Origin of the sequence: Streptomyces sp. Y1 (assembly GCF_041053115.1) — a bacterium.
Classification (GTDB): domain Bacteria; phylum Actinomycetota; class Actinomycetes; order Streptomycetales; family Streptomycetaceae; genus Kitasatospora; species Kitasatospora rubellomurina.
Genome location: NZ_CP163445.1, coordinates 4049719 through 4074111, shown reverse-complemented (window position 1 = coordinate 4074111; position 24393 = coordinate 4049719). Strand labels below are relative to the sequence as shown.

At 75.2% G+C, this 24393-nt stretch carries 16 protein-coding genes, 3 tRNA genes and 1 pseudogene; 10 read left to right on the top strand and 10 right to left on the bottom strand.

Going from position 1 to position 24393, the window contains the following annotated elements:
- The first annotated feature begins 62 nt into the window (after positions 1–62).
- The 7 genes and pseudogenes from pelF (at position 63) to AB2U05_RS17255 (ending at position 7737) form a co-directional block, all read left to right on the top strand.
- Positions 63–1574: a GT4 family glycosyltransferase PelF gene (gene pelF, locus AB2U05_RS17285; protein WP_078860176.1), complete on the top strand. Its 1512-nt coding sequence runs from the start codon at positions 63–65 to the stop codon at positions 1572–1574.
- Positions 1571–3166 (top strand): hypothetical protein, encoded by a 1596-nt coding sequence (locus AB2U05_RS17280; RefSeq protein WP_045709641.1) that lies wholly within the window; start codon positions 1571–1573, stop codon positions 3164–3166. Before pelF ends, AB2U05_RS17280 begins: the two co-directional genes overlap by 4 nt.
- A 92-nt stretch (positions 3167–3258) precedes the next feature.
- Positions 3259–4251: an SDR family NAD(P)-dependent oxidoreductase gene (locus AB2U05_RS17275; protein ID WP_369183647.1), complete on the top strand. Its 993-nt coding sequence runs from the start codon at positions 3259–3261 to the stop codon at positions 4249–4251.
- A gap of 70 nt (positions 4252–4321) precedes the next feature.
- Positions 4322–5023, top strand: a pseudogene (locus tag AB2U05_RS17270) (NDP-sugar synthase); the annotation flags it as partial.
- A 125-nt stretch (positions 5024–5148) separates the two neighbouring features.
- Positions 5149–6060 carry an NAD(P)-dependent oxidoreductase gene (locus AB2U05_RS17265; RefSeq protein WP_045698557.1) on the top strand — a complete coding sequence of 304 codons (912 nt, stop codon included), beginning with the start codon at positions 5149–5151 and terminating at the stop codon, positions 6058–6060.
- The gene (locus tag AB2U05_RS17260; protein WP_369183646.1) at positions 6057–6752 is read left to right on the top strand and encodes a spherulation-specific family 4 protein; all 696 of its coding nucleotides are present in this window, start codon (positions 6057–6059) and stop codon (positions 6750–6752) included. The genes AB2U05_RS17265 and AB2U05_RS17260 overlap by 4 nt, the downstream gene beginning before the upstream one ends.
- 22 nt (positions 6753–6774) lie before the next feature.
- On the top strand, positions 6775–7737 hold the full coding sequence (locus AB2U05_RS17255; protein WP_369183645.1) for an endo alpha-1,4 polygalactosaminidase: 963 nt from the start codon (positions 6775–6777) through the stop codon (positions 7735–7737).
- Positions 7738–7790: 53 nt separating this feature from the next.
- On the opposite strand, the gene AB2U05_RS17250 is transcribed toward AB2U05_RS17255, so the two are convergent.
- Positions 7791–7988: a hypothetical protein gene (locus AB2U05_RS17250; protein WP_369183644.1), complete on the bottom strand. Its 198-nt coding sequence runs from the start codon at positions 7986–7988 to the stop codon at positions 7791–7793.
- 154 nt (positions 7989–8142) lie between these two features.
- Here AB2U05_RS17250 and AB2U05_RS17245 point away from each other — a divergent pair, with 154 nt between their 5' ends.
- Entirely contained in the window at positions 8143–9096 is a 954-nt protein-coding gene (locus AB2U05_RS17245; protein WP_369183643.1) for an aldo/keto reductase, read from the top strand.
- 72 nt (positions 9097–9168) lie between these two features.
- Here AB2U05_RS17245 and AB2U05_RS17240 read toward each other — a convergent pair whose 3' ends face one another.
- From AB2U05_RS17240 to AB2U05_RS17215, 6 genes are all read right to left on the bottom strand, one after another.
- Positions 9169–10116, bottom strand: coding sequence for a C40 family peptidase (locus AB2U05_RS17240; protein ID WP_052707449.1), 948 nt, complete (start codon positions 10114–10116; stop codon positions 9169–9171).
- Complete coding sequence (locus AB2U05_RS17235) at positions 10113–11384, bottom strand: SPFH domain-containing protein (protein ID WP_369183642.1); 1272 nt, start codon at positions 11382–11384, stop codon at positions 10113–10115. The genes AB2U05_RS17240 and AB2U05_RS17235 overlap by 4 nt, the downstream gene beginning before the upstream one ends.
- Before the next feature lie 204 nt (positions 11385–11588).
- Positions 11589–14795 carry an Ig-like domain-containing protein gene (locus tag AB2U05_RS17230; RefSeq protein WP_369183641.1) on the bottom strand — a complete coding sequence of 1069 codons (3207 nt, stop codon included), beginning with the start codon at positions 14793–14795 and terminating at the stop codon, positions 11589–11591.
- 310 nt (positions 14796–15105) lie between these two features.
- A tRNA-Arg gene (locus tag AB2U05_RS17225) sits at positions 15106–15181 on the bottom strand.
- A 32-nt stretch (positions 15182–15213) separates the two neighbouring features.
- Positions 15214–15289: transfer RNA gene (locus tag AB2U05_RS17220), tRNA-Arg, on the bottom strand.
- Positions 15290–15464: 175 nt separating this feature from the next.
- Positions 15465–15558: transfer RNA gene (locus AB2U05_RS17215), tRNA-Ser, on the bottom strand.
- Positions 15559–15735: 177 nt separating this feature from the next.
- Between AB2U05_RS17215 and AB2U05_RS17210 the strand changes: the two genes are divergently transcribed.
- Positions 15736–19149 (top strand): PAS domain-containing protein, encoded by a 3414-nt coding sequence (locus tag AB2U05_RS17210; protein WP_369183640.1) that lies wholly within the window; start codon positions 15736–15738, stop codon positions 19147–19149.
- A 63-nt stretch (positions 19150–19212) separates the two neighbouring features.
- Here AB2U05_RS17210 and AB2U05_RS17205 read toward each other — a convergent pair whose 3' ends face one another.
- The 3 genes from AB2U05_RS17205 to AB2U05_RS17195 all read right to left on the bottom strand — a co-directional run bounded on the left by AB2U05_RS17205 (position 19213) and on the right by AB2U05_RS17195 (position 23167).
- Positions 19213–20874, bottom strand: coding sequence for a long-chain fatty acid--CoA ligase (locus AB2U05_RS17205; RefSeq protein WP_045692611.1), 1662 nt, complete (start codon positions 20872–20874; stop codon positions 19213–19215).
- Between the two features lie 129 nt (positions 20875–21003).
- Positions 21004–22227, bottom strand: a complete 1224-nt coding sequence (locus tag AB2U05_RS17200; RefSeq protein ID WP_369183639.1) for a hypothetical protein — start codon at positions 22225–22227, stop codon at positions 21004–21006.
- Positions 22228–22294: 67 nt separating this feature from the next.
- Entirely contained in the window at positions 22295–23167 is an 873-nt protein-coding gene (locus tag AB2U05_RS17195) for a DUF1906 domain-containing protein (RefSeq protein ID WP_369183638.1), read from the bottom strand.
- Between the two features lie 152 nt (positions 23168–23319).
- Here AB2U05_RS17195 and AB2U05_RS17190 point away from each other — a divergent pair, with 152 nt between their 5' ends.
- Positions 23320–24384 (top strand): DMT family transporter, encoded by a 1065-nt coding sequence (locus tag AB2U05_RS17190; protein WP_208615399.1) that lies wholly within the window; start codon positions 23320–23322, stop codon positions 24382–24384.
- Positions 24385–24393 lie beyond the last annotated feature (9 nt).

Below are 24393 nucleotides of genomic sequence, written 5' to 3'. Positions count from 1 at the left end.
CACGGCCCCCGTCCGGCCATCCAGGCCGGACACCCGACGCAGGAACAGGAGGGGGGACAGGAATGCGCGTCACCCTGCTCACCGAGGGGACGTACCCGCACCAGCACGGCGGCGTGAGCGTCTGGTGCGACCAGCTCGTTCAGGGCATGCCGGACGTCGACTTCGACGTCATCGCCGTCACCGGAACCGGCCACGAACCCCTGGCCTGGGAGCTGCCCGCCAACGTGCGGTCGGTCACCACCGCGCCGCTGTGGGGCCCGGCCTCCGAGGCCCGGCCGCCCCGCGGCAAGGAGATGCGCCGCTTCCTCAACGCCTACGAGCGCTTCCTCCACTCCGTCCTCGACCCGGTCTACACGACCCACTTCGGCACCGAGCTGTACGGCTTCGCCGACCTCGCCAGGGCCGGGCTGCTCAGCCCGGCCCTGCGCAGCGAGCGCGCCCTGCGCACCCTCCAGCACGTCTGGACCCGCGACTACCTGCCCACCGCCGCCTCCCGGCCCACCCTGCACGACGCGCTGAACGCCACCGACCTGCTGGAGCACGCCCTGCGGCCGCTCTCGGTCGCACCGCCGAAGGAGGGCGTCGCGCACGCGGCCAGCGGTGGCCTCGCCACCCTGCCGGGGCTGATCGCCGCCCAGCAGTACGGCGTACCGTTTCTGCTCACCGAGCACGGCATCTACCTGCGCGAGCGCTACCTCGGCTACCGCACCGGCCCCTACCGCTGGCCCGTCAAGGCGCTGCTGCTCGGCTTCTACCGGATGCTCGCCGAGGAGAGCTACCGGCAGGCCGCCCTGGTCACCCCCGGCAACCGGTACAACCGGCGCTGGGAGGAGCGCGGCGGCACGCCGTCCAGCCACATCCGCACCGTCTACAACGGGGTGGACCCGGCGGCCTTCCCGCCGGCCGGGCCCGAGCCCGGGACGCCGACCCTCAGCTGGGCCGGCCGGGTCGACCCGATCAAGGACCTGGAGACGCTGATCCGGGCCTTCGCCATCGTCCACCGCGAGATCCCCGAGGCGCGACTGCGGCTCTTCGGCGGCACCCCCAAGGGCGGCGAGGCGTACCGGGACGGCTGCATAGCCCTGGCCGCCGAGCTCGGCATCGCCGACTCGGTGGCCTTCGAAGGCCGCGTCGCCGACATCACCGACGCGTACGCGGCGGGCAACGTGGTCATGCTCTCCAGCATCAGCGAGGGCTTCCCGTTCACCCTGATCGAGGCCATGTCCTGCGGCCGCGCGACCGTCTCCACCGACGTCGGCGGCGTGCGCGAGGCCGTGGGCGACACCGGCCTGGTCGTCCCCCCGCGCGAACCCGAACCGATGGCCGCCGCCGCGATCGAGCTGCTGCGCGACCCCGAACGGCGCGCCCGCCTCGGCGAGCAGGCCCGGCTGCGGGTGATCGAGCAGTTCACGCTCCGCCAGAACATCGACGGCTTCCGCGGCATCTACACCGAACTGCTCGGCACCGCCCGCTGGATGCCCGGCGGCATGGTCGCCGTCACCGACCAGGCGCCCAGCCCCGACTGGGAGCCGCAGCTGGCCGCCGGTACCGAGCGCAGCGAGGTGCGGGCATGAGTGGTCCGCTGCGTCTCGTCCCCGAGGACGGTGGCTCCGAGCGGACGATGCAGCTGCGCACCCTGCCGCTCAAGCGCCGCCGCCCCGCCCTCCCGGCCCGGCCCGAGCCGGAGCCCGAGGAGCAACTCGGCCTCTCCGCCGACCCCTTGGACGAACTCGCCGAGCGCCTGAACGACATCTGCGCCGACGCCGTCCACCCCTACGAGATCGCCGCCATCCTGGAGTCGGACGGCCTCTCGGACGAGCAGGCCGCGCTGCTGTACGGCCGCCCCGACGCGTTCACCGTCGCCGAGGAGCTGTTCGAGAAGGTCCAGCGCCGCTACCCCGGCCCGAGCTCCGAGTTCGCCAACCCGTGGCGGGCCGACCCCTGGCGCTGCGTGGTGCGCGGCCTGGTGTTCGCCCTGCCCGGGCTCGGCTACCTGCTCGGCGCCAACCTGTTCGCGACCGCCCGGATGCGCTTCGGCCTGCCCTCGGGCATGCTCGCGCTGTCCGTCGCCACCCTGGTCAGCTGGGGCTTCAACCAGGCGCTGGCGCACCGCGCGTACCGCTGGCTGGGCCGGCTGCGCCGCCGGGACGCCGCGCGCTGCCTGGCCGTGGGCGCGCCGCTGGGCGCGCTGGTCGCGGCCACCGCCGCGTACGTGGTGGGCGGGCCGCTCGGCGCGCTGTCCTTCGCCGCCGGGCAGTCCGCCTACCTGGGCGCGGCCACCGTGCTGCTGGTGCTCGGGCGGGAGAAGTTCCTGCTGCTCGCGCTGGCGCCGGCCTCGGTCGGCGCGGGCGTGGTGCTGGCCGTCGACGTCCCGCAGGCGGTACGGACGGTGGTGCTGCTCGCCTCGGTGCTGCTGGCGGTCGGCCTGGCCGGCCGGGAGCTGGTGCGCTGCATCCGCGGCGTCGAGCCGGAGGCCGTCGAGCTGAAGCTGCCGCTGCGCCAGGAGCTGCCGCACCTGCTGTTCGGCCTGGCCTGCGGCGCGCTCACGCTGATCGCCGGCCTCGGCGAGACCATCCACCAGGCCGTGCAGGCCGGCGGCCACGCCGTCCACACCGCCGCCGTCCACGCCGGGGGACACCCCGCGCACGGCGCCCACGGTGCCCACGGCGCCGCGCACGAGGCGAAGGCCGCGCTGACCGGGCCCGCCATGATCGCGCTGACGCTCAGCCTGGGCCTCGCCGAGTGGCTGCTCTTCCGCTACCGGGCGATGGCGGTGGCCGCGCTGCGCACCAGCCACACCACCGGGCAGTTCGGCCGCCGCACCGGCGGCATCCTGCTCGGCTGCCTGTTCATCTACCTCACCACCGTGGCCGCGCTGGACGCCGCCGCGACCGTGCTGTGGCCCGGCGCCCCCGCGCTCGGCGTGCCGCAGCTCGGCGCGATGCTGCTCCTCGGCGGCTCGCTCTGGCTGGCGCTGCTGCTGAACGCCTTCGGGTTCAGCTGGAGCACCGCCCTCATCTGTCTGGCCGCCGCGACCGCCGAGAGCGCCGGGCTGCTGACCGGTGCGGACCCGATCGTCCTGCAGCTGATCGGCTGCGGGGCGGCCGCGCTCGTCCTCACCGCCATCGCCGGGCCCGCGCTCGGCCGTACCACCCAGCACCGCTGATCCACCGCCACCGACACACACCGAACGAATCACCGGCGGCCGCCGACCACACGGGCCCGGCCGTCCCCCGCAATCGAGAAAGCGAATCCCGCATGAGCAGCGTCGCGGTCACCGGAGCCGAAGGCTTCATCGGCTCCCACCTCGTCGAGACCCTGGTCGCCGACGGGCACCACGTCCGCGCGATGGTGCAGTACAACTCCTTCTCCTCCTTCGGCTGGTTGGAGACCCTGCCGCAGGAGGTGCTGGACTCGGTCGAGATCATCCTCGGCGACGTCCGGGACCCGGGCTCGGTCAACGGCCTGGTCAAGGGCACCGAGGCGGTCTACCACCTGGCCGCCCTGATCGCGATCCCGTACTCCTACCGAGCCCCCCACTCGTACGTGGACACCAACGTCACCGGCACCCTGAACGTGCTGGAGGCGGTGCGCCACCTGGAGATCCCGCGTCTGGTCCACACCTCCACCAGCGAGACCTACGGCACCGCGCAGACCGTGCCGATCACCGAGGACCACCCGATCAACACCCAGTCGCCGTACGCCGCCTCCAAGGCGGGCGGGGACCGGCTGGCGGACAGCTACCACGCCAGCTTCGAGACCCCGGTCGTCACGCTGCGCCCGTTCAACACCTTCGGCCCGCGCCAGTCGATGCGCGCCGTCATCCCGACCGTGATCGCCCAGGTCGCGGCCGGCCAGACCGAGATCACCCTCGGCGACCTGCGCCCGACCCGCGACTTCATGTTCGTCAAGGACACCGCCAACGCCTTCCGCACCGTGAGCACCGCGCCCGCCGAGACGGTGGTCGGCCGGACCTTCAACGCCGGCACCGGCGGCGAGATCTCCGTCGGCGACCTGGTCACCCTGGTCGGCAAGCTGATGGGCGTCGACCTGGTGGTGAAGGAGGACGAGCAGCGCATCCGTCCGACCAACTCCGAGGTCATGCGGCTCGTCGCGGACGCCACCCGGCTGCGCGCGGCCACCGGCTGGGCGCCGCTGTTCACGCTGGAGCAGGGCCTGGAGCAGACCATCGAGTTCTTCCGCGACCCGGCCAACCTGGCGCGCTACAAGACCGACATCTACAACGTCTGAGCGTCGTAACGATCATGCTCGTCCTGCTTACCAAGGTTCGTGTCCTGCACATCCTTTCCGTGGGGGAAACATGCACGCAGTGATCCTGGCCGGCGGTAAGGGCGTTCGCCTCCGCCCCTACACCACCGCGCTTCCCAAGCCGCTCGTCCCGATCGGCGACCAGCACGCGATCCTGGAGATCGTGATGCGCCAGCTCGCCGCGGCGGGCTTCAAGACCGTCACCCTGGCCATCGGCCACCTCGGCCACATCATCCGCGCCTACGTCGGCAACGGCTCCCAGTGGGGCCTGCGGGTCGGCTACGCCGTCGAGGACAGCCCGCTCGGCACCATGGGCCCGCTGCTCACCATGCAGGACCGGCTGCCCGAGCACTTCCTGGTGATGAACGGCGACATCCTCACCGACCTGGACTTCTCCGGGGTGCTCAAGCACCACGAGGCGTCCGGCGCCCCGCTGACGATCGCCACCTACGCCCGCCAGGTCAAGATCGACTTCGGCGTGCTGACCACCGAGTCCGGCAGCATCACCGGCTTCCAGGAGAAGCCCAGCATCGACTACCGCGTCTCGATGGGCGTGTACGGCGTCTCGCGCTCGGCGCTCGCCAAGTACACCCCCGGCCTGCCGCTGGGCTTCGACGAGCTGGTGCTCGACCTGCTCGCCGCCAGGACCCCGCCGTCCTCCTACGACTTCGACGGCTACTGGCTGGACATCGGCCGCCCGGACGACTACGACCGGGCCAACGCCGAGTTCTCCACCATCCGCCCGATCCTGATGCCCTTCGAGTCGGCCGGCGCCACGCCGGGCGTGGCGGAGCTGCCGGTCCCGGCCGTCCGCACCGCCCCGGACGCCCAGGCCGCGGCGGAGGCCACGGCGGGCGTCGAGAGCGACGGACGGGCCGCGTGAGAATCCTGCTGCTCGGCGGCGACGGCTTCCTGGGCCGTCACGCCACCGCCGTCCTGCGGTCCCTGCCCGGTGCCACCGTGCTGACCGCGGGCCGGCGGCCCACCCACGACCTCCGGCTGGACCTGGCCACCGCCCAGGCCGGCCCGCTCGGCGAGGAACTCGCCGCACTGGCACCCGACGCCGTGGTCAACTTCGCCGGCGCGGTGGCCGGCAGCGCGGTCAAGCTCGCCGAGGTGAACGCCCGCGGCCCGGCGGTGCTCTGCGAGGCGCTGCAGCTCGGCGCCCCGAAGTCCCGCCTGGTGCACATCGGTTCGGCCGGCGAGTACGGCGTCTGCGCGGAGGGCGCATCGCTGTCCGAGGACGCCGACGCCCGCCCGGTCGGCGTCTACGGCGCGACCAAGCTGGCCGGCTCCCTCGCGGTGGCCGGCTCGCCGCTGGACGCCGTCGTGCTGCGGGTGTTCAACCCGGTCGGCCCGGGCGCCCCGGCGGGCTCGCTGCCCGGCCGGCTGGCCGCCGAGCTGCGCCGGGTCGCACCCGAGGGGCCCGAAGGCGTGGTGACGGTCGGGGACCTCTCCGCCTACCGCGACTTCGTGGACGCCCGGGACGTCGCCCAGGCGGTCGGCCTGGCCGTCGCCGCCGAGGGCCCGCTCCCCCGGGTGCTCAACCTCGCCTCCGGACGGGCTCAGCAGGTCCGGGCGCTCGCGGACGGCCTGGTCGACGCGGCCGGCTTCACCGGCCGGATCGACGAGAGCGGGGCCGGCTCCGAGCGTTCGGCCGCCGTCTCCTGGCAGCAGGCCGACGTGTCGGCCGCCGCCCGGGCGCTCGGCTGGCGGCCGACGACCGAACTCGCCGCCACCCTGCGCGACCTGTGGCTGAGCACGGCCGAGCCCGCCCCGGTGGTCGCATGACCGCCGGGCTCGCCCCCGAGGGCCGCCTGCTGGTGCCGCTCTACGTCCACCCCGCGGTGGACCGGGCGGCCTGGCAGGCGGTCGCGGCCGCCGACCCGGCCCGGATCGCCGCCGTGGTGCTCAACCTCGCGGACGGCCCGGGCGAGACACCGGACGGCGTCTTCGCCGAGGCCGCGGAAGAACTCCGCGCCGCCGGAATGCCGTTGGTCGGCTACGCGGACACCGACTACGGCCGCCGGCCGCACGCGGCCGTCGTCGCCGACATCCTGACGTACCGCCAGCGGCACGGCATCACCGGCGTCTACCTCGACCAGGTCGCCGGCCACCCGGGCGCGCTGGCGCACTACCGGCGGCTGGCCACGGCCGCCCGGGCGGCCGGCTGCGGCACCGTGGTGTTCGGCCACGGCGACCACCCGGACCCGGGGTACGCCGAAGTCGGCCTGGCCGACCTGCTGGTGACCTTCGAGGGCGACTGGGACGCGTACCGCGCGATGACGCTCCCGCTGTGGACCGGCCGGCACGCGGCCTCCCGCTTCTGCCACCTGGTCTACGACGTCCCGCCCGAACACGCCGCCGACGCCGCCGCCCTGATCGCCGCCCGCCGGGCCGGCGTCGGCTGCGCCGTCCCGGGTGCCGGGGAGAACCCCTGGCGCACCCTGCCGTACGGTCTGACCGCAGCTGAACTGACCTGACCCGATCCGGAGTTCGACAACCGTGAACCGCCGTACCCGGCTGCTGCCGGCCGCCACCGCCCTCGCCTGCGCCACCGCGCTGCTCGCCACCTCGTGCAGCAGCTCCGGTTCGGACGACGACCACGACTCGGCGGACGACTCGCCGAGCACGCCGCCCGCGGCCACCGCGCCGGCCACTCCCGGCGCCCCCGGCACCTCGCCCGCCACCCCCGGCACGCCGGGCGCCACGACCGCCCCGCCGACCACCGGCACGACGCCCGGCAGCACCGCCCCGCCCCCGGCCGGCGCCCGCTGGCAGCCCACCCCCGGCCTGGCCTGGCAGTGGCAACTCGGTGGCGCCGTCGACCAGTCGGTGGACGTGCCGGTCTACGACATCGACGGCTTCGAGAACGACGCCTCGGTGGTGGCCGCGCTGCACGCCAAGGGCCGCAAGGTGATCTGCTACATCAACGCCGGTTCCTGGGAGAACTTCCGCCCCGACGCCAACGCCTTCGCCAAGGCCCTGCAGGGCTCGGACACCGGCTGGAAGGGTGAAAAGTGGTTCGACATCCGCAAGTTGGACCAGTTGAAGCCGCTGATGGCCACCCGCTTCGACATGTGCAAGAGCAAGGGCTTCGACGCCATCGAGCCGGACACCATCGAGGCCTACAACCAGAACAGCGGCTTCCCGCTCACCCCGGACGACCAGCTCGCGTACAACCGCATGCTCGCCGGACTCGCGCACGAGCGCGGCCTGGCCATCGGCCTGAAGAACGACCTGGACCAGATCCCCGCGCTGCTGCCGGACTTCGACTTCGCGGTCAACGAGGAGTGCTCGCAGTTCGACGAGTGCGACCGCGTCTCGCCGTTCATCAAGGCGGGCAAGGCCGTGTTCCACGTCGAGTACAAGCTCGACACCGACCAGTTCTGCGCCAAGACCAAGTCGCTCGGCTTCAGTTCGATGCGCAAGCAGCTCGACCTGAACGCCTGGCGCAAGCCCTGCTGACCACTCCCGCCGTGCGGGTGACCCTCCTCCGGGTCACCCGCACGGCGTGAAGGTCACTTGACCGCCAGCCAGATGACGGCGCCCAGGACGGCCACGGCGAGGACGGCGACCAGCGCGATCACGCCGGTGCGGTTGCCGCTGCTGCGGCCGTAGGTGGAAACGGAGCCCGGGGCCTGCGGCGCCGGGGTCTCGTCGACGAACGCCCGGAACATCTGGGTGCTGCCGGCGGGGTCGTAGTCGTTGTCAGCCATGGCACGGACTCTAACGAATCCGCCCACCTCAGGCACACCCCGGGCCGCACCCCGCGCCGTCGCACCACCCGGTGGTGCGACGGTGGTGCGACGGGCTCGTGAAATCCGTGCGACCGCAGGAATGCGCCGTCCCGTGATCCGGTTGACTGCGGGCATGACCGGAACTCCCAGCCGGGTGCGCCTCGGCTCCTCCGACCTGTCCGTCTTCCCGCTCTCCCTCGGCGGCAACGTCTTCGGCTGGACGGCCGACGAACAGCAGTCCTTCGCCGTCCTGGACGCCTACACGGCCGCCGGCGGCAACTTCATCGACACCGCCGACGTCTACTCGGCCTGGGCCCCGGGCAACACCGGCGGCGAGTCCGAGACCGTCATCGGCGCCTGGCTGCGCAGCCGGGGCAACCGCGACGACGTGGTGATCGCCACCAAGGTCGGCATGCACCCCGAGGCGAGCGGCCTGAGCGCGGCCACCATCAAGGCCTCGGCCGAGGGTTCGCTGCGCCGCCTGGGCGTCGACCACATCGACCTCTACTACACCCACCGGGACGACGAGACCCCGGTCGAGGAGTTCGTGACGGCGCTGGACGAGCTCGTCCGGGAGGGCAAGGTCCGGGCCGTCGCCGCCTCCAACATCGGCGCCGAGCGCCTGGCCGAGGCGCTGGCCTTCGCCGAGCGCGAGGGCCTGGCCCCGTACGTGGCCGTCCAGCCGCACTACCACCTGGTCTCGCGCGCCACCTTCGAGGGCCCGCTGGCCGAGGTGGTCGCCGAGCACGGCCTGGCCACCGTCCCGTACTACGCGCTGGCCTCCGGCTTCCTGACCGGCAAGTACCGCCCGGGCGGCCCGGAGGTCCCGAGCGCCCGCGCCGAGGGCGCCGCCCGCTACCTGGCCGAGCCGCGCGGCCCCAAGGTGCTGGAGGCGCTGGACACCGTCGCCGCCGAGCACGGCGTCGAGGTCGCCACGGTCGCCCTGGCCTGGCTCGCCGCCCGCCCGACGGTGGCCGCCCCGATCGCCAGCGCCCGTACCGTCGACCAGCTGCCCCCGCTGCTGGCCGCCGCCGCGCTGGAGCTCACCCCGGCGCAGACCGCCCTGCTGGACGACGCCTCCGCGTAGGGCCTCCCGAACGACGGCCGGGCCGCCGGCAGAAACGTTCCTGCCAGCGGCCCGAACCCGTTCACCCTCGCGCTACGGCCGCCCGAAGTGGGTCGGGTAGTAGCCCGGGTTGAGCGTGGATATCCGGACGGTCCTGCCCGGCCGGGGCGCCTCGACGAACGTGCCGCCGCCCAGGTAGATCCCCACGTGGTGGATCCCCGAGGCCCGGCCGCTGTCCGACCAGAACACCAGGTCGCCGCGGCGCAGCTGCCCCGCGCTGATCGGCGTGGTGGCCGCGTACTGGTCGTCGGCCACCCGCGGCAGGCTGATCCCGCTGCGCCGGTAGGCCTGCTGGACCAGCCCGGAACAGTCGTAGCCGGACGGGCCGTTGCCGCCCCAGACGTACGGCTTGCCCAGCTGGGCGAGCGCGTAGTCGATCGCCGCCTCGTTGCTCCCGGTGGACGCGCGGTCCTCGGCCGGCCGGGGGGCCTGCGGCGCCGGGCCGCCGCCGGACTGCCCGGTGCGGTTCAGGTAGACGTCGTAGTGACTGGTCCACCGCCACTCGCCCGAGCCGTTCTTGAACCAGTACTTCGACCCGTCCCAGCCCTGCCGCAGCCCCCAGGAGGAGGCCGAGCCGTTGGACACCGGCGCGGCGCCGGAGTCGCCGGTGCGGCTCAGGTAGACGTCGCGGTGGCTGGTCCACCGCCACTCCCCCGCACCGTTCTTGAACCAGTACTTCGACCCGTCCCAGCCCTGCTTGCCGGCCGCGGCGTGCGCGGCCCCGGCCCCGGCCGTGAGCCCGAGCGCACCGGCCCCGGCCAGCACGGTGGTGGCCAGGCAGGTGCCCCGCACCACCCGGTGTATTCGGCTGCCACCGGCCGACGCGGCGGGGCGGGCGGTGCGCGGCCGGGCCGCGCAGTTCGGGCAGCCGCAACCGGCGATCGCGGGGACGCTGCCGAAGCTCTCCTCGAAGCCGATCAGGCCGGAACCGGCCCAGGCCTCGACGTCGGGCTCGGCGTACGCGCCGGTGGCTATCCTCATGCGGGTCGTCCTTCCTTCCGCCCGGCCCGGGCGGCCGGGGGCGGTACCGAGGCGGCCACTCCGGCCGGGGCGACGAAGGCGACCAGCAACTGCTCCATCAGTGCGCTGCGGGCAGCCTCGTCCAGTTCGTGGGCGGTGGCCCGCTCCAGCCGGCGCACGGCCAGCGCGGCCGCCTCGACCGCGTCGTCGACGAGCACCGTCCGCAGCCCGGCGTCCAGGTCGGCCAGCCGGCGACGGCGCATCGACTCGGCGACCTCGGGCGCGTAGTCCAGCGCGAGCGGCTGCGCCGAGTACACCTCCAGCCCGGCCGGGGCCGCCTCGGCGGCCAGCGCCCGGGTCAGCTCGTCGGCGAACCACTGCCCGTCGCGCAGCGCCGGCCCGGGGGCCGCGTTGCTGTCGCACGGCAGGGTGGACGCGGTGCGGGTGAGCACCGCCTGGACCTGCTCGCGCAGGTAGCCCTCGTGGTCCTCGATCGCCAGCAGCGCCCGCGCGGTGTCCTTGACCCGCCAGACGACCAGCAGCCGCACGACGATCGGCGTGCCGGTCCGGTCGACCACCTTCACGGGCTCGCTGCGCCAGTGCCGCAGCCGCACGTCCACCCGGCGCCGGCGCAGCAGCGGGTTGACCCAGACCAGGCCGGTGCGGCGGACGGTGCCCCGGTAGCGGCCCCAGCGGGTCAGCACCCGGGTCTCGCCGCCCGCGTTGGCCAGCAGGCCGGCGAGCACGACCACCACGAGCAGGCCGGCCGCGCTCACCGCGGCGACCGACACGGCGTCCACCTCGGCCCGCCCAGCGGCCCGCACGGCACCGGTGCGCAGGTCGGGCAGCCGGTCCCAGTACGGGATCACGCCGGTGCGCAGCAGCACGTACAGCACGCCCGCCACGCCGAGCAGCACCGCCAGCAGGGCGACCCAGCCGGGCAGCGCGGTGGCGCGGTGCTCGCGCAGCGCCTGGTCCGCGCGCGGGGGGCGGCGCGAGGTGGCGGCGGGCACGCCGACCGCACCGACCTCGGGCAGCTCGACGGTCTCCGGGGCGGCGGCCTCCAGCGGGTCGCGCGGGTCCACCGGGCTCGCCGCGGACGGGACCGGCACGACCGCCAACGGGGTGGTCGCCGGCCCGCCGTCGACCGGGCCGACCGGCTTGCCGGTCTTCGCGGTCGCGGCTCTGGCCAGCGGGCTCGCGCCCGAGGCGGAACGTTCCGGCAGTACGGGCGGAAGCGTCTTGGGCAGGTGGTCGGGTCGCTGCGAAGAATCGCGGGTGACGTCCATGCACGGGTCCTCAGGGTCGGTGTGTCGCGCAACGGGCGGCCCGGATCTGACGGGCAGTGCCAGAGTCAGGCTAAGTTCCTACGTCATCAAATGCGACATTTGAGCCGAGGTGTGTCGACATTTGCTGACGAATCATCCAAAGCCGGACCTGACGCGCAGGCACATGAACGGATGGTCGGGACAGTTCGGACGAGTCGGCGCTGGTCAGCGCCTTCTGCTGCCGGGTCCCCGGGCGAACACCCGGCGGGTGATCTGCCCGATCCCGGCGAGCACGAGCAGGACCCCGGCGAGCGCGGCGCGCCAACCGGACTCCCGGTGCGGCGCGGCGGCCGCCTGCTCATCGGCGGGCGGGGCCGCCTGCGGCCGCGCCGCTCCCCCGGCGGGTTCGTCCTCCCCCGCCTCCTCCGCCTGCCCGGCGGCCGGGGCCGAGGCAGTCGGGGACGGCGGAGCGGAGAGGACGGGCGCCGCCGACACCGCCGGGGACGGCCCACCGCTCGGCTGCGGCGCAGCGGCCGAAGCGACACCGGAGCCCGAACGAGCCGCCGAGGCCGGGGCGGCGGTCGAGGCGGTCGGGCTCGGCGCCGCCGGAGCGACCACCGGGCTCGCCGACGCGGCCCCGGACGCCACCCCGGACGCGACGGCCGCCGCCGTCCGCGCCGCACTCGCACTCGAACCGATCGCCGCCGACGCCGTGCCGCTCGGCGTTGCCACCAGTACCGGACGAACCGTCACCGGCGGCACCACGATCGGCACCACCCCCGGCACCGGCACCTCAGCCACCGCGCTCACCGATGCACTCGGCGAAGGCACCGCCGAGGCCGTGGCACTCGGCGAAGCCACTGGACCGGTCGGCACCGGCACCGGAGGAACCGTCACCGGCGGCACCACGATCGGCACCACCCCCGGCGGCACCACCCCCGGCACCGGAACCTCGGCCACCGCACTCGCCGACGCGCTCGGCGAGGCCACCGCGCTCGCGGACGCCACCGCCGAGGCCGTGGCACTCGGCGAAGCCACTGGACCGGTCGGCACCGGCACCGGAGGAACCGTCACCGGCGGCACCACGATCGGCACCGCCACCGGCGGCACCACCCCCGGCACCGGAACCTCAGCCACCGCACTCGCCGACGCGCTCGGCGAAGCCGAGGCCGTGACACTGGCAGTCGCAGTGGGCGTGTCGGTGGCCGTGGGGCTCGGCGCCACCGGCCCGGCGGACGCCGAAGCGGACGCCGAAGCGGACGCCGACGCCGTAGGCGTCGCCGCCCCCGGCCCCTCCGCGGCGACGCGGATCGCCACCGGGTTCGCCGAGCTCGCGTTCCCCGCCCGGTCGGTGGCCGTGACGACGAGCCGCTGCTCCCCGTCCGTCAGATCCCGGTTGGCGGTGCAGCTCCAGCTGCCGTCGAGCGCCGCCGCGGCCCCGCACAGCACCGTCGTCTGCGTCGGGTCCGACCCGCCCGCCCGGGCGGTGACCAGCACGTTCGCTCCGGGTTCGGCCTTCCCGGCGAGCTTGGGCCGACTGGTCCGGACGGTCTCGCCGGCGGCCGGGGAGGTGAGGACGGGCTTGTCCGGCGGGACGGTGTCGACGACCAGCGACGCCGTCTGCCCGGGGGTGTGGTTCCCGGCGGCGTCGACCGCGACCGGGGTGAGCAGGTGGCGCCCGTCCGCCAGGTTCTCGACCGGGAGGCAGGACCACTGGCCGTCCCCCCGCACGCCGGTGGTGCAGAGGTCGACGCCGGCGTTCTGGTCGGCGACGGAGACGGTGCTGCCGGCCTCGCCGGTGCCGGTGAGGGAGAGCCCCGGGTCGTTGGTGTACTCGGGGAGGCTGAGCACGGGCGCGCTCGGCGGCGCCGTCTTGACCCGCACCCGGACGGCCTCGCCGCGCAGCACGACGCCACCGCTGGTGGTCTCGACCGGGCTGAGGGCGTGCGGCCCGGCGCCGAGCGCCGCGTCGGGGCGGCAGGACCAGTCGCCGCCGCGCCCGACCCGGGCCCTGCACACCGCCGTGTCGCCGTCCCGGACTTCGACGGTGGCGCCGGCGATGGCGCCCTCGCCGCGGATCTGCGGGCGGGCGTCGGAGAGCGTGCTGCCGTCGACGGGCTCGGCGATCTCGGGCCGGGCGGCGCCCACGGTGAGCTTGACCCGCTGGTCGGTGACCTCCCCGGAGTCGGCGAAGCCGCCGGAGGGGACGAGTTGGCTGGTGTCGCGGGCGATCCGCAGCCGGGCCCAGGTCTCGCCGCTGACCGCGCCGGGCGGGACGGTCCACTCCAACGTCGCGGTGTCGGCGCCGGCCGGGATCTCGGTCTGGACCCGCTCGGCGGGGTCGAAGTGGCCGGTGTGGTCGAAGTCGATCCAGCCGGCCAGGGTCGCGGGCTGGTCGCCCACGGCCACCGGGACGGTGAGCCGGTAGTAGCGGCCGATGGCGGCCTCGGCGGGGAAGCTGATGGACGGGTCGGCGCCCTGGTACTCGCCGCGGCCGGGCTGCAGCCGGGGCGGGGGCGGGCTGGCGACGGGCCGGTCGAAGGGGCTGCGCCGCGCGGCGCCGTGGTCGAGCTGGACCAGCGGCTCGTCCCCGGGCCCGCCGGCGGCGGAGGCGGCCCGGGTGCGGTGGGCGGAGCCGGCGGCGTCCTGGCCGAGGAACAGGTCGGTGAGCACGTGCGAGGCGTTGCCGTAGTCCTGCGGGGCGGTGCCGAGGTCCTCGTCGACGGTGACGGTGTAGGCCTGGCGCAGCGCGGGTGCGGCGGTGGTGCTGCCGGCCCGGGCGGTGGAGCGCTGCTCGACGCGGAACTCCGCGGTGCGGACCGTCCCGGCGAGTTCGAGGGTGCCCTCGGCGGCGGTGCCGGCCGTGGCGTCGCCGCTGCCGTCCGCCCCGGCGGGGGCGAGGCCGGTGGCGTCGACCTTCCAGCCGGGCCAGTCGGTGCGGCCGATCAGGGTGGGGGCGGCGGGCGAGCCGCCGGTGAGGGTCAGCCGGGCCGCGGTGCTGGTGGTGCCGGACTTCCCGGTGGCGAGCGCGGCGAGCCCGCTGAGGTGCAGCCGGGGGTTGCGGACCGGCCGGGAGAAGGTCACCCGGAGCGTTCCGACCTGCTGCCAGGAGCCGTCCGTCCGCGGGCCGTCCGCGGCGACGGCGAAGACCTGCGCGGGATCTCCGGCGCGCATGCCGTCCGCGTACGCCGTGGCCGCGCGCCCCCCGCCGGGCCGGTCGGCGAGTTCCCCGGCCGAGGCGGTGACGGCGGTGCCGGCGGTGCCGGTGAAGTCGAGTTGGACGGCGAGGCCCGAGGGCAGGACGGCCCGGTGCTCCCCCGACCAGGCGTCGGGGGACTGCTGGGCCACCGAGAGCGGGGCGTTCCAGCCGGTCAGCAGCCCGGCCGTGAGGACGGCGAGGGCGGCAGCTGTGCGGGGGAACTGTCGGCTCATCCGGCTCTCCTTCGCGGTCGGCTGCCGGGGTGCCGGGCAGTCTGGGCACAAGATCTGACAAAACGGAATCACGATCCGGAGCCGGTCATACTGCGACACCTGCGCTTTTGCCCGGGTCCCACCCGTTCGGCGGCGATCCGGGCGGCAGGACGGGATGTACCCGAAACAGCCGCATTTCATCCATTAGGCGGCAATCGACCGCCGCTCGAACGGCCGAGGGGAACGGGCCGGGAACGCCCCGGGAACGAAACGGCCCGGGACGGAACGGAGAACGAAAGAAGCCCCCGGCCGATGGCCGGGGGCTTCTTGCTGGTGCGCTCAGCAGGATTCGAACCTGCAACCTCTTGATCCGTAGTCAAGTGCTCTATCCGTTGAGCTATGAGCGCAAGGAACGGGCGAACCCGATCTTGCGGAGTTTTGGTGCGCTCAGCAGGATTCGAACCTGCAACCTCTTGATCCGTAGTCAAGTGCTCTATCCGTTGAGCTATGAGCGCTCGCCCTGGTGAACGTTGTCTCCGGGGCGGTGCGAGGACAACATTACATGACCTGCGACGTGGGACGAAATCGATTGCTCCGGGGCCGGAGGACCGCCCCGCGGACCCGGGGCCGCGACCGGGTCCGGACATGCGAGGAGCCCCGCCGACAAGATCGTCGACGGGGCTCCTCGGCTGGCGGAGGCTGAGGGATTTGAACCCTCGATCAGGAATAACCCCGAAACCGCATTAGCAGTGCGGCGCCATAGACCGGACTAGGCGAAGCCTCCCCACAGGGACCGTACCCGCGCGAGCGGGCCCGTTCCGTGTGTCAGTGATGATGCCACAACCCGGGGGCTCGGCACCAACCACCGCCCACGTTACTAGGCGGGTCCTCCCCGCCGCAAAGAAGAATGAGATACTGCCGTCTCCGGAGGAGCTGCCCTGAGCCGAGGAGACCTGTCGACGTGAGCAGCAGGCCGATCCGAGGCGCTGCTCGCCTCGCCGCCATACTCGACGCCCTGCCCGACGCGTTGCTGCTGGTGAACAGCAACGGCACCGTCGTGGACGCCAACAGCGCGGCCGTCCAGGCGCTGCAGGCGCCGGGCACCTCACTGGTCGGCATGGGCGTGCTGGGCCTGCTGCCCGAGTTCGACCCGAGCCGCATCCCCGGCTCGATGCGCCCGGCCACCCGCGAGGGCGAGCCGATCGAGCGCCCGGTCCGGATGACCGCCCACCGCACCGACGGCGTCACCTTCCCGGTCGAGGTCTCCGGCAACGACTTCACCGACGACGGCAGCGAAGGCCGCGGCTACGCGCTCTCCCCGCTCGTCCCGTACGACCCGTACCGCGAGGGCTCGCGCTCCCCCTCCTCCTCGGACCTGCTCCTGCTGCTGGTCCGCGACCTCTCCGGCCGGCTCGGCGTCGAGGCCGAGCTGCGGCGCCAGCACAAGCAGACCGAGATGATCCTGCGGGCCGCCGCCGAGGGCGTGCTCGGGGTGGACCTCGAAGGGCGCTGCGTGCTGGTCAACCCGGCCGCCGCGCACATCCTGGAGTACCGGGCGAGCGAGCTGGGCGGGCGCGAGCTGCACCCGCTGATCCAGCACTCCCGGCCGGACGGCACTCCGCTGGCGCTGGAGGAGTCCGCGCTGCTGGACACCCTGGCCTCCGGGCGCAAGCACCGGGTGCGCGGCACCGTGCTGTGGCGCAAGGACGGCCGGCCGGTCACCGTCGACCTCACCACCGCCCCCGTCCGGGACGGCGACCAGCTGGTCGGCGCGGTGATGACGTTCACCGACCGCAGCCGCGAGCTCGCTCTGGTCGCCCGCAACGAACACCTCACCGCCGTCCTGGAGGACGAGCTCGGCAGCGCGCTGACCGCGTTGAACCAGCGGCTGGAACGGCTCGCCGCCGACCCGGCCGGGCAGCTCTGGCCGGAGGCCAACTGGACGCTGCGCCGGCTCGCCGACGAGTGCCGCCGGTACGGGAAGCTGATCGACGGCGTGCTGGCCCACCAGCGCGCCGAGTCCGGCGAGGCCGGCCCGGCCGAGGGCGGGGACAAGGACGGCAAGGGCGGCCGGAAGCCGGCCGAGCAGCGCGTCCCGGTCGGCCTGGACCTGGTGGTTCGGCGGGCCGTCGAGGAGGCCGGCGAGCTGACCGGCCCGGGCCGGGTCCGGTTCTCGGTGCACGCCGCCGCGGTCGAGGTGATCGCCGACGAGCGGCGGCTGGCCCAGGCGCTGGCCCACCTGGTCGCCGACGTCAGCGGCGTCGGCCCCGCGCTGGACGCCCCCGCGCCCGTCTCCCCCGGTCTGGCCGTCCCCGGGCTGCCCGGCCCGGTCGCCGTGCAGGCCGCCGCCGCCCCGCCGACCGTCGTGCTGGCCGCCGCCCAGCGCGGCGAGGTCGCCCGGGTGGAGATCCGCGGCCCCGGCCGCGGCGGCAGCCCCGTCCACCTGCCGATAGCCCGCGCGGTGGTCGAGCGCCACGGCGGCGTCCTCCAGCCGCACGAGCTGCCCGGCAAGGCCGGCACCACGTACGTCGTCGAGCTGCCGCTGGACCCGGTCGCCGCGAAGGCCGCCGCCGAACGCGCCGCCGCCGAGGGCCGCTCGGACCGGCCCAAGGAGAGCGACAGCGCCGTCCTGCCCGAGCTGCCCGGCATCCCGCAGCTGCCCAGCAGCGGCGATCCGGCCCAGCCCGCCGTGAACGGCACGAACAACACGAACAGCACGGACACCGCGGAGGCCGCGAACGCCCCCGAGGGCGAGCCGCGGCAGGCACCCGCCGAGGAGCCCCCCGCCGAGCGGCGCGGCCGGCGCGGCCGACCCGCCGCCGAGACCCCCGCGGCCCCGGCCCCCGCCGCGCCCGCCGACCAGTGGCCGAACGCCCCCGCCCGGATCGAGCGGGACGTCCCCGAGCAGTGGCACGGCACCGGCAACGACCCCGCGTACGGACGCCAGGGCCTGCCCGGACCGGACGGCGCCCCGAACGACCCATGGGGCAAGGACGACGGGGGCTCCGGCCCCGCCTACGCCGTGCCCGTCGAGGGCGGCCGCCCGCAGCAGGCCCGGCCCGGCGGCCGCGAACCGCTCGCGCTCGGCCCCGGCCCGACCCCCGCCGAGGCGGCCCCCGAGCAGCCCGGCGCCCCGGTCGGCGACGGCGGCGAGGCCAGGCCCCGCCGGCGCCGCGGCCTGCCCTCCGCCGAGGACTCCTCCGGCGGCCTCGCCCTGCCCGGGCTGCCCGACGCACCGGTCTACCCCGGCCTGGAGCACGCCCTGCCCGCCGGTCCGCCGCCCGCGCTGCCCGAGCCGGCCGCCGCGCCCACCGGCCGCCGACGCCGCCTCGCCGTCCCGCCCGGCCCCGGCCCGGAGCCGCAGCCGGCCGACCGGGGCGCCGCCACCGGCACCGCGCTGGAGCCCGCCCGGCCCGCGCTGCCGGCCGCCGAGGCCCCGGCCGCCCCGCGCCCGGTCGGCACCGGCCTGGCCGAGCTCGCCCCGCCGCGCCCGCTCGGCCCCGCGGCGCTGCCGGCCCTGCCCGCGCAGCAGCCGGTCCCGGCCGAGGCCCGTGCCGCCGCGCGTCCGATGGCCGAACTGCCGCCCGCCCAGGACCGCGCCGCCGAGGGGCGGCCGCCGGCCGCCGCGCCCGGGGAGTCGGCCGACGTCCGCCGACTGCTGGTCTGGCCCGAGCCCGACCCGGCCACCCAGCAGGCGCTGCAGGCCCGCGGCTACCACCCGGTGATCGTCCGCTCCCGCGAGGAGGTGGACGCCCAGGTCGCGGCCGACCCGGCCGCGCTCTTCGTCGACCCGCTGACCGGCCCGATCACCCGCACCGCGCTGCAGTCGCTGCGCACCGCCGCGCTCAACCGGCGGATCCCGGTGCTGGTCACCGCCGGCCTCGGCCAGGCCACCCGGGACGCCGCGTACGGCGCCGACCCGGCCGTGCTGCTGCGCGCCCTCGCCCCGCGCGACGGCGAGCACCACGCCCCGCGGGTGCTGCTGGTCGAGAGCGACCCGGACATCGCCGCCGCCATGATCAGCAGCCTGGAGCGCCGCGGCATGCACGTCGAGCACGCGGCGGACGAGAACGACGCGGTGTCCCGGGCCAGCAGCGTGCAGCCCAACCTCGTGGTGATGGACCTGCTGCAGATCCGCCGCCGCCGGGTCGGTCTGCTGGACTGGCTGCGCGCCAACGACCGGCTGCACCGCACCCCGCTGGTGGTCTACACCTCGGTGGACCTCGACCCGCGCGAGCTGCCCCGGCTGCGCACCGGCGAGACGGTGCTGTTCCTCGCCGAGCGCTCGACCGGCGCGGACGTGCAGTCCCGGATCGTCGACCTGCTCGGGCGGATCGGCACGATGGGCGAGGCGGGCGTCGCCGCCGCGGGTTAGCCCCGGTGCTCGGGAACGCGAGGAGGCCGGTTCCACGTGGAACCGGCCTCCGTCCGTCGGCGCCTACTCCTTGCCGAGGACCGTGACGTCCAGCTCGCCCGCCGCGTAGCCGGCCCGGATCACCTTCTTGTCGAACTTGCCGACCGAGGTCTTCGGCACCGACTCGACGATCGCCCAGCGCTCCGGCAGCTGCCAGGAGGCGATCCGCTCGGCGAGGAAGGCCCGCAGCTCCTTCAGCCCGGCCGTCGCGCCCGGGCGCAGCACCACGGTGGCCAGCGGGCGCTCGCCCCACTTCTCGTCCGGGACGGCGACCACGGCGGCCTCGGCCACCTCGGGGTGGGCCATCAGGGCGTTCTCCAGCTCGACCGAGGAGATCCACTCCCCGCCCGACTTGATCACGTCCTTGGCCCGGTCGGTGAGGGTCAGGTAGCCGTCCGCGGTGATGGTGCCGACGTCGCCGGTGCGCAGCCAGCCGTCCTCGGAGAACTTGTCGTCCGGGCGGACCGGGTCCTGCCCGGCGCCGCCGTAGTACGCCGCCGCGATCCACGGGCCGCGCACCTCCAGCTCGCCGGCCGCGACGCCGTCGTGCGGCATCCGCTCGCCGCCCGGGCCGATCAGCCGGGCCTCGACGGAGGCCGGGAAGAGGCCCTGGGTGATCCGGTACGGCCACTCCTGCTCGGGGGTGAGGCCGCCGGGCGGCTGGGCGAAGGAGCCCAGCGGGGAGGTCTCGGTCATGCCCCAGGCGTGCAGCACCCGGATGCCGTGGCGCTCGTCGAAGGCCTTCATCAGCGAGGGCGGGCAGGCGCTGCCGCCGATGACCACCATGCGCAGGCTGGAGGTGTCGTAGTCGCCCGCGTCCAGCTCGTCCAGCAGGCCGCTCCAGATGGTGGGGACGGCGGCGCTGACGGTGGGTCGGACGGCGGCGATCATCTCGGCCATCGGCTTGGGCTGCAGGAAGCGGTCCGGCATCAGCAGGTTGGCGCCGGACATGAAGGCGGCGTGCGGGATGCCCCAGGCGTTCACGTGGAACATCGGCACCACCGGCAGCGCGGTGTCCTGCGCGGTGAAGGCGAAGTTGTCGCCGGTGTTGACCTGCATGCAGTGCAGGTAGATCGAGCGGTGGCTGTACAGCACGCCCTTCGGGTCCCCGGTGGTGCCGGAGGTGTAGCAGAGCGCGGCGGCCTGCCGCTCGTCGATGTCGGTGCGCCACGGGTAGCTGGTGGGCCGGCCCGCGATCAGTTCCTCGTAGTCGTGCACGGTGCCGGCGAAGCCCGCGAGCAGGGAGCGGTCGCCGGGGCCGCTGACCACGATGTGCTTGAGCGTCGGCGCCAGCTCCGGCAGGACGGCGGCGAGCAGCGGCAGGACGCTGCCGTTGACGATGATCGCGTGGTCGGCGGCGTGGTTGACGATGAACGACAGCTGCTGGCCGGGCAGCCGCAGGTTGAGGGTGTGCAGCACCGCCCCCATCGAGGGGACGGCCAGGTACGCCTCCAGGTGCTCGGCGTTGTTCCACATCAGGGTGGCGACCCGGTCGTCGGCGCTCACCCCGAGCTCGTCGCGCAGCGCGTACGCGAGCTGGGCGGCGCGGGCGCCGACCTCGGCGTACGTCCGGACGACCGGGCCGGTGCCGTCCCAGGTGGTGACGGTCGACCGGGCGTGGATCGTGGACCCGTGCTCCAGGATCCTGGCGACGGTGAGCGGGACGTCCTGCATCGTGCTGAACACGGGTCCTCCTTGACCGGGCGGCTCTGGCGGCTGCGCCTGCGGGCACCTACTGGGCGGTAATGCGCGCGGACGTGCCCGATTGTGCCGCTCCGGCCGCACGCTGTCAGCCCTCCGGCCTGGTTGCGAGCATCACGGATTCGCCCCGTTTTGGCCCGGCAGCGGGCGGGCGAGGCGAAGGCTGTGGGCCGGGTCGGGGAGGTAGGCCGGATCGACCGCCCAGCCCTGTTCGGCGGCGATGCGCAGGGCCTGCTGGGCGCCGATGCCCCGGTAGGTGGCCCGGTTGAGCCGGATCCGCTGCAGGGTGCCCGGGTTCGGGACGGTGCCGGCGGCCGGGGCCGGCGCCTTGGCGTAGCGCTTGAGGATGCGGCGGACGTGGCGCTCCCAGGCGGCCGGGCTGTTGGTGAACTCGGCCCGGAAGGCGCGCGGGCCGACCGTCCAGCGGGCGCCCCAGCGGTCCCACCAGTCCGGCTCGGGGTGGCTCACCCAGCAGGTCAGCAGGCCGAACACCGGGACGTAGACGAGCTGCGCCACCGCGATCAGCGGCAGCAGCGGCGCGAAGCGGACCGGCTGCGGGCCCCACGGGGTGCCGGGGGCGGCCGGCGGGTCCTGCGGGGAGGGCGCGGGGACCGCCGCCGGGGCGGGGAAGGCGCGGGCGAGCCGGACGTGCTCCCGGTCGGCCCCGGAGTCGGCGCCGCGCCAGCCGTACCGCTCGGCGAGCCGGACCACGCCGACTGCGCCGAGGCCCCGGTACAGCCGGGCCGCCAGCTCGATCCGCACCTCCCGGCCGTGGTCGGGCAGCACCGTGCCGTCGCCGGCCGCGTACTTCGCCTCGGCGGCGGCGATCCGGCGCGCCAGGATCGGCGTGACGTACCGCTCCCAGACCTCCGGACGGCCGCTGAGCTCGGCGCGCAGGCGCCGCGGCGGGATGAAGCTCCGGTTGACCCGGAGCCAGCCGTCCGAACTGGGGCCGTCGATGTTGGCGTTGCCGAGGGCCGCGACGATCACGAGGAGGAAGACCAGGACCAGGCCGAGGATCCAGAGCGGGGCGTAGATCCACTGCAGGACGAACTGGAGCAGCACGAGCGCGCGGTTGCGGCGTGGCAGCGGGCCGGCCGGGCCGGACGGGCCGCCGGGGTGCGGGGGCCGCGGTTGGGCGGCGCCCGGCGGGGCGGCGAACTGCGGTGCGGCGAACTGCGGTGCGGCGAACTGCGGCGGGACGTACGGCTGTTGGCCGTACGGCTGCGCGTACGGGTTGTTCGGCACCGGCTGCGGCGGCACCGGCTGCCCGTACGGGTCGTGCCGCGGTGCGGCGCCGTACCCCTCGGCTCCGCCCGGCTGCTGGCCGTTCGGCATGCCCGTCCCCCTTCGGTCTGCGCTGAGTGGGGAGCAACCCTATCCGGGGGGCGGACCGGCCGGGGAGTCAGTCGGCGGTCGGACCGTCCACCTGGTCGCGGTCGACGGTGAGGGCGGCGCCGCCGTAGCTCTCCTCGACGTTGCCCCGGTACTGGTGGACGCGCTGGTGCGGGGCCCAGAGGTCGGGGGCGAGCCGGCCGGAGCCGCCGGTGTCGGCCTGGTCGTCCCAGCGGGCGTACCAGAGCGCGTCGGGCAGCGGGGAGCTGCCGGCCCGGGCGGCGGCGGCCAGGTCGGCGACGCCGGAGTCCAGGCTGGAGTAGAAGCCTGAGCGGTAGCCGGCCGCGTGCAGGGCCTCGGTCCAGCCGAGGGTGAACTCGACGACGGCCTGGCCGCAGGCCGGGTCGCGCATCGGGTAGGACTCGATGTCCAGGTAGACCGGGGCGCCCCGGCCGAAGCCGAGCGAGCGGAGCGCGTGCGCGGCCTCGTCCGCCTCCTCCCGGCCCTGGCGGGCGGCGTTCGCCGGGTCGATCCGCTTGGGCTTGTGGGTCGGGTCGGCGCAGGGCGCCTGCAGGCCGACGTGCACCGGCAGGAAGCGCCAGCCCATCGCCCGCGCCTGGCGGACCCAGTCGGCGGTGAGCCGGGGCTGGGCGCAGCCGCGCTGGCCGCCGCTGACGTAGATGCCGAGCGCCCCGTACGGGGAGGCGCCGCGCCAGGCCCGCAGGGTGTCGAGCGCGGGGGCGGAGCAGGCGTCGAAGGCGGGGCCGGACCAGGTGTCGCGGACCTTGGGCGGGCCGATCCGGTCGGGCAGGGTGACGGCCCGGATGCGCGGGACGGCGGCGGCGGCCGGGGCGGTGGCCTCGGCGCTCCCGCCCGTCCCGCCGGCGGCCAGCAGGAGCACGAGGGAGGCGGCGAGCAGGGCCGCGGGGCGGAGATAGCGCACCCGGCCTTGATACTGACGGACCATCGGACGAACGCCGCAACCACGCCGCAGGGCCCGCGCGAGTCCACCCTTTCGGGGGCACCCGTCCGCTTCCGTCCCGATTTTTGTAACGAGCTTGCTCGCTCCTCACTCCTTACGGCAAACTCGTCAGCATGCCCACCTCCCGTCCCAGCGAAACCGCTGCCCCGACGTCGGCCGCCGCCGTCGCCGAGGCCCTGGCCATGCCGCCCGCCCCCAAGGGCGAGCCCGCCGGCGAGCGGGGCAGCTGGCGACGAGCCGGGGAGCCCGGCTCCGCGGCACCACCCGGGGTGGCCCCCGGCCGGTCGACCGGCCGGATCGGCACGATCCTGCGGCGCCCGGAGAGGATCCCGGCGCCGCTGCTGTGTCTGGCCGCGATGTTCCTGGTGCAGACCGGCATCGCGCTGTCCAAGCCGCTGTTCGGCCCGCTCGGGGTCAGCGGCACGACCTTCCTGCGGCTCGGCTTCGCCGCCGTCATCCTGCTCGCCGTCACCCGGCCCAGGCTGCGCGGCAAGCGGCCGCGCGACCTCGCGGCGGCCGCGCTGCTCGGCGTGGCCTCGGCGGGGATGACCTACCTGTTCGCCGGGGCGATCGACCGGCTGCCGATGGGCACCGCCGCGACGATCGAGTTCCTCGGCCCGCTGGCCGTCGCCCTGTTCTTCGCGCGGCGGGCCAGCCACCTGCTCTGGGCGCTGCTCGCGGCGGCCGGGGTCGTCCTGCTGACCCTGCTCGGCGAGGGCGGCGACGGCGGCTCGCTGGACCCGGTCGGCCTGCTCTACGCCTTCGGGGCGGCCGCCTGCTACTCGGCGTACATCCTGTTCACCGACCGGGTCGGCGCCGTGTTCGAGGGCTTCCAGGGGCTCGCGGTGTCGATGACGGTCGGCGCGCTCGCCCTGGCGCCGTTCGGGTTCGGCGAGGCCTGGGACGGGCTGACCGCCCCGGGCGCCTCGCCGCTGCTGCTGCTCGCCGCGGTGGCCGGGGTCGCGGTGCTGCTGCCGGTGCTCCCCTACACGCTGGAGATGACGGCGCTGCGCCGGATGCCGCAGCGGGTGTTCAGCGTGCTGGTCAGCCTGGAGCCGGCGGTCAGCGCGCTGGTCGGGCTGGTGGTGCTCGGCCAGCTGCTGGGCGTGCCGCAGCTGGCCGGGATCGGCTGCGTGGTCGCGGCCAGCGTGGGCGCCACGCTGACCGGGCGGCGGTAGCAGCCGGTC

What these genes read in the sequence shown, in the direction of transcription:
- AB2U05_RS17245 (WP_369183643.1), top strand. Translation starts at nt 8,143, where the DNA reads ATGACCGGAACTCCCAGCCGGGTGCGCCTCGGCTCCTCCGACCTGTCC.
- pelF (WP_078860176.1), top strand. Translation starts at nt 63, where the DNA reads ATGCGCGTCACCCTGCTCACCGAGGGGACGTACCCGCACCAGCACGGC.
- AB2U05_RS17190 (WP_208615399.1), top strand. Translation starts at nt 23,320, where the DNA reads ATGCCCACCTCCCGTCCCAGCGAAACCGCTGCCCCGACGTCGGCCGCC.
- AB2U05_RS17230 (WP_369183641.1), bottom strand. Translation starts at nt 14,795, where the DNA reads ATGAGCCGACAGTTCCCCCGCACAGCTGCCGCCCTCGCCGTCCTCACG.
- AB2U05_RS17200 (WP_369183639.1), bottom strand. Translation starts at nt 22,227, where the DNA reads ATGCCGAACGGCCAGCAGCCGGGCGGAGCCGAGGGGTACGGCGCCGCA.
- AB2U05_RS17250 (WP_369183644.1), bottom strand. Translation starts at nt 7,988, where the DNA reads ATGGCTGACAACGACTACGACCCCGCCGGCAGCACCCAGATGTTCCGG.
- AB2U05_RS17280 (WP_045709641.1), top strand. Translation starts at nt 1,571, where the DNA reads ATGAGTGGTCCGCTGCGTCTCGTCCCCGAGGACGGTGGCTCCGAGCGG.
- AB2U05_RS17240 (WP_052707449.1), bottom strand. Translation starts at nt 10,116, where the DNA reads ATGAGGATAGCCACCGGCGCGTACGCCGAGCCCGACGTCGAGGCCTGG.
- AB2U05_RS17235 (WP_369183642.1), bottom strand. Translation starts at nt 11,384, where the DNA reads ATGGACGTCACCCGCGATTCTTCGCAGCGACCCGACCACCTGCCCAAG.
- AB2U05_RS17260 (WP_369183646.1), top strand. Translation starts at nt 6,057, where the DNA reads ATGACCGCCGGGCTCGCCCCCGAGGGCCGCCTGCTGGTGCCGCTCTAC.
- AB2U05_RS17275 (WP_369183647.1), top strand. Translation starts at nt 3,259, where the DNA reads ATGAGCAGCGTCGCGGTCACCGGAGCCGAAGGCTTCATCGGCTCCCAC.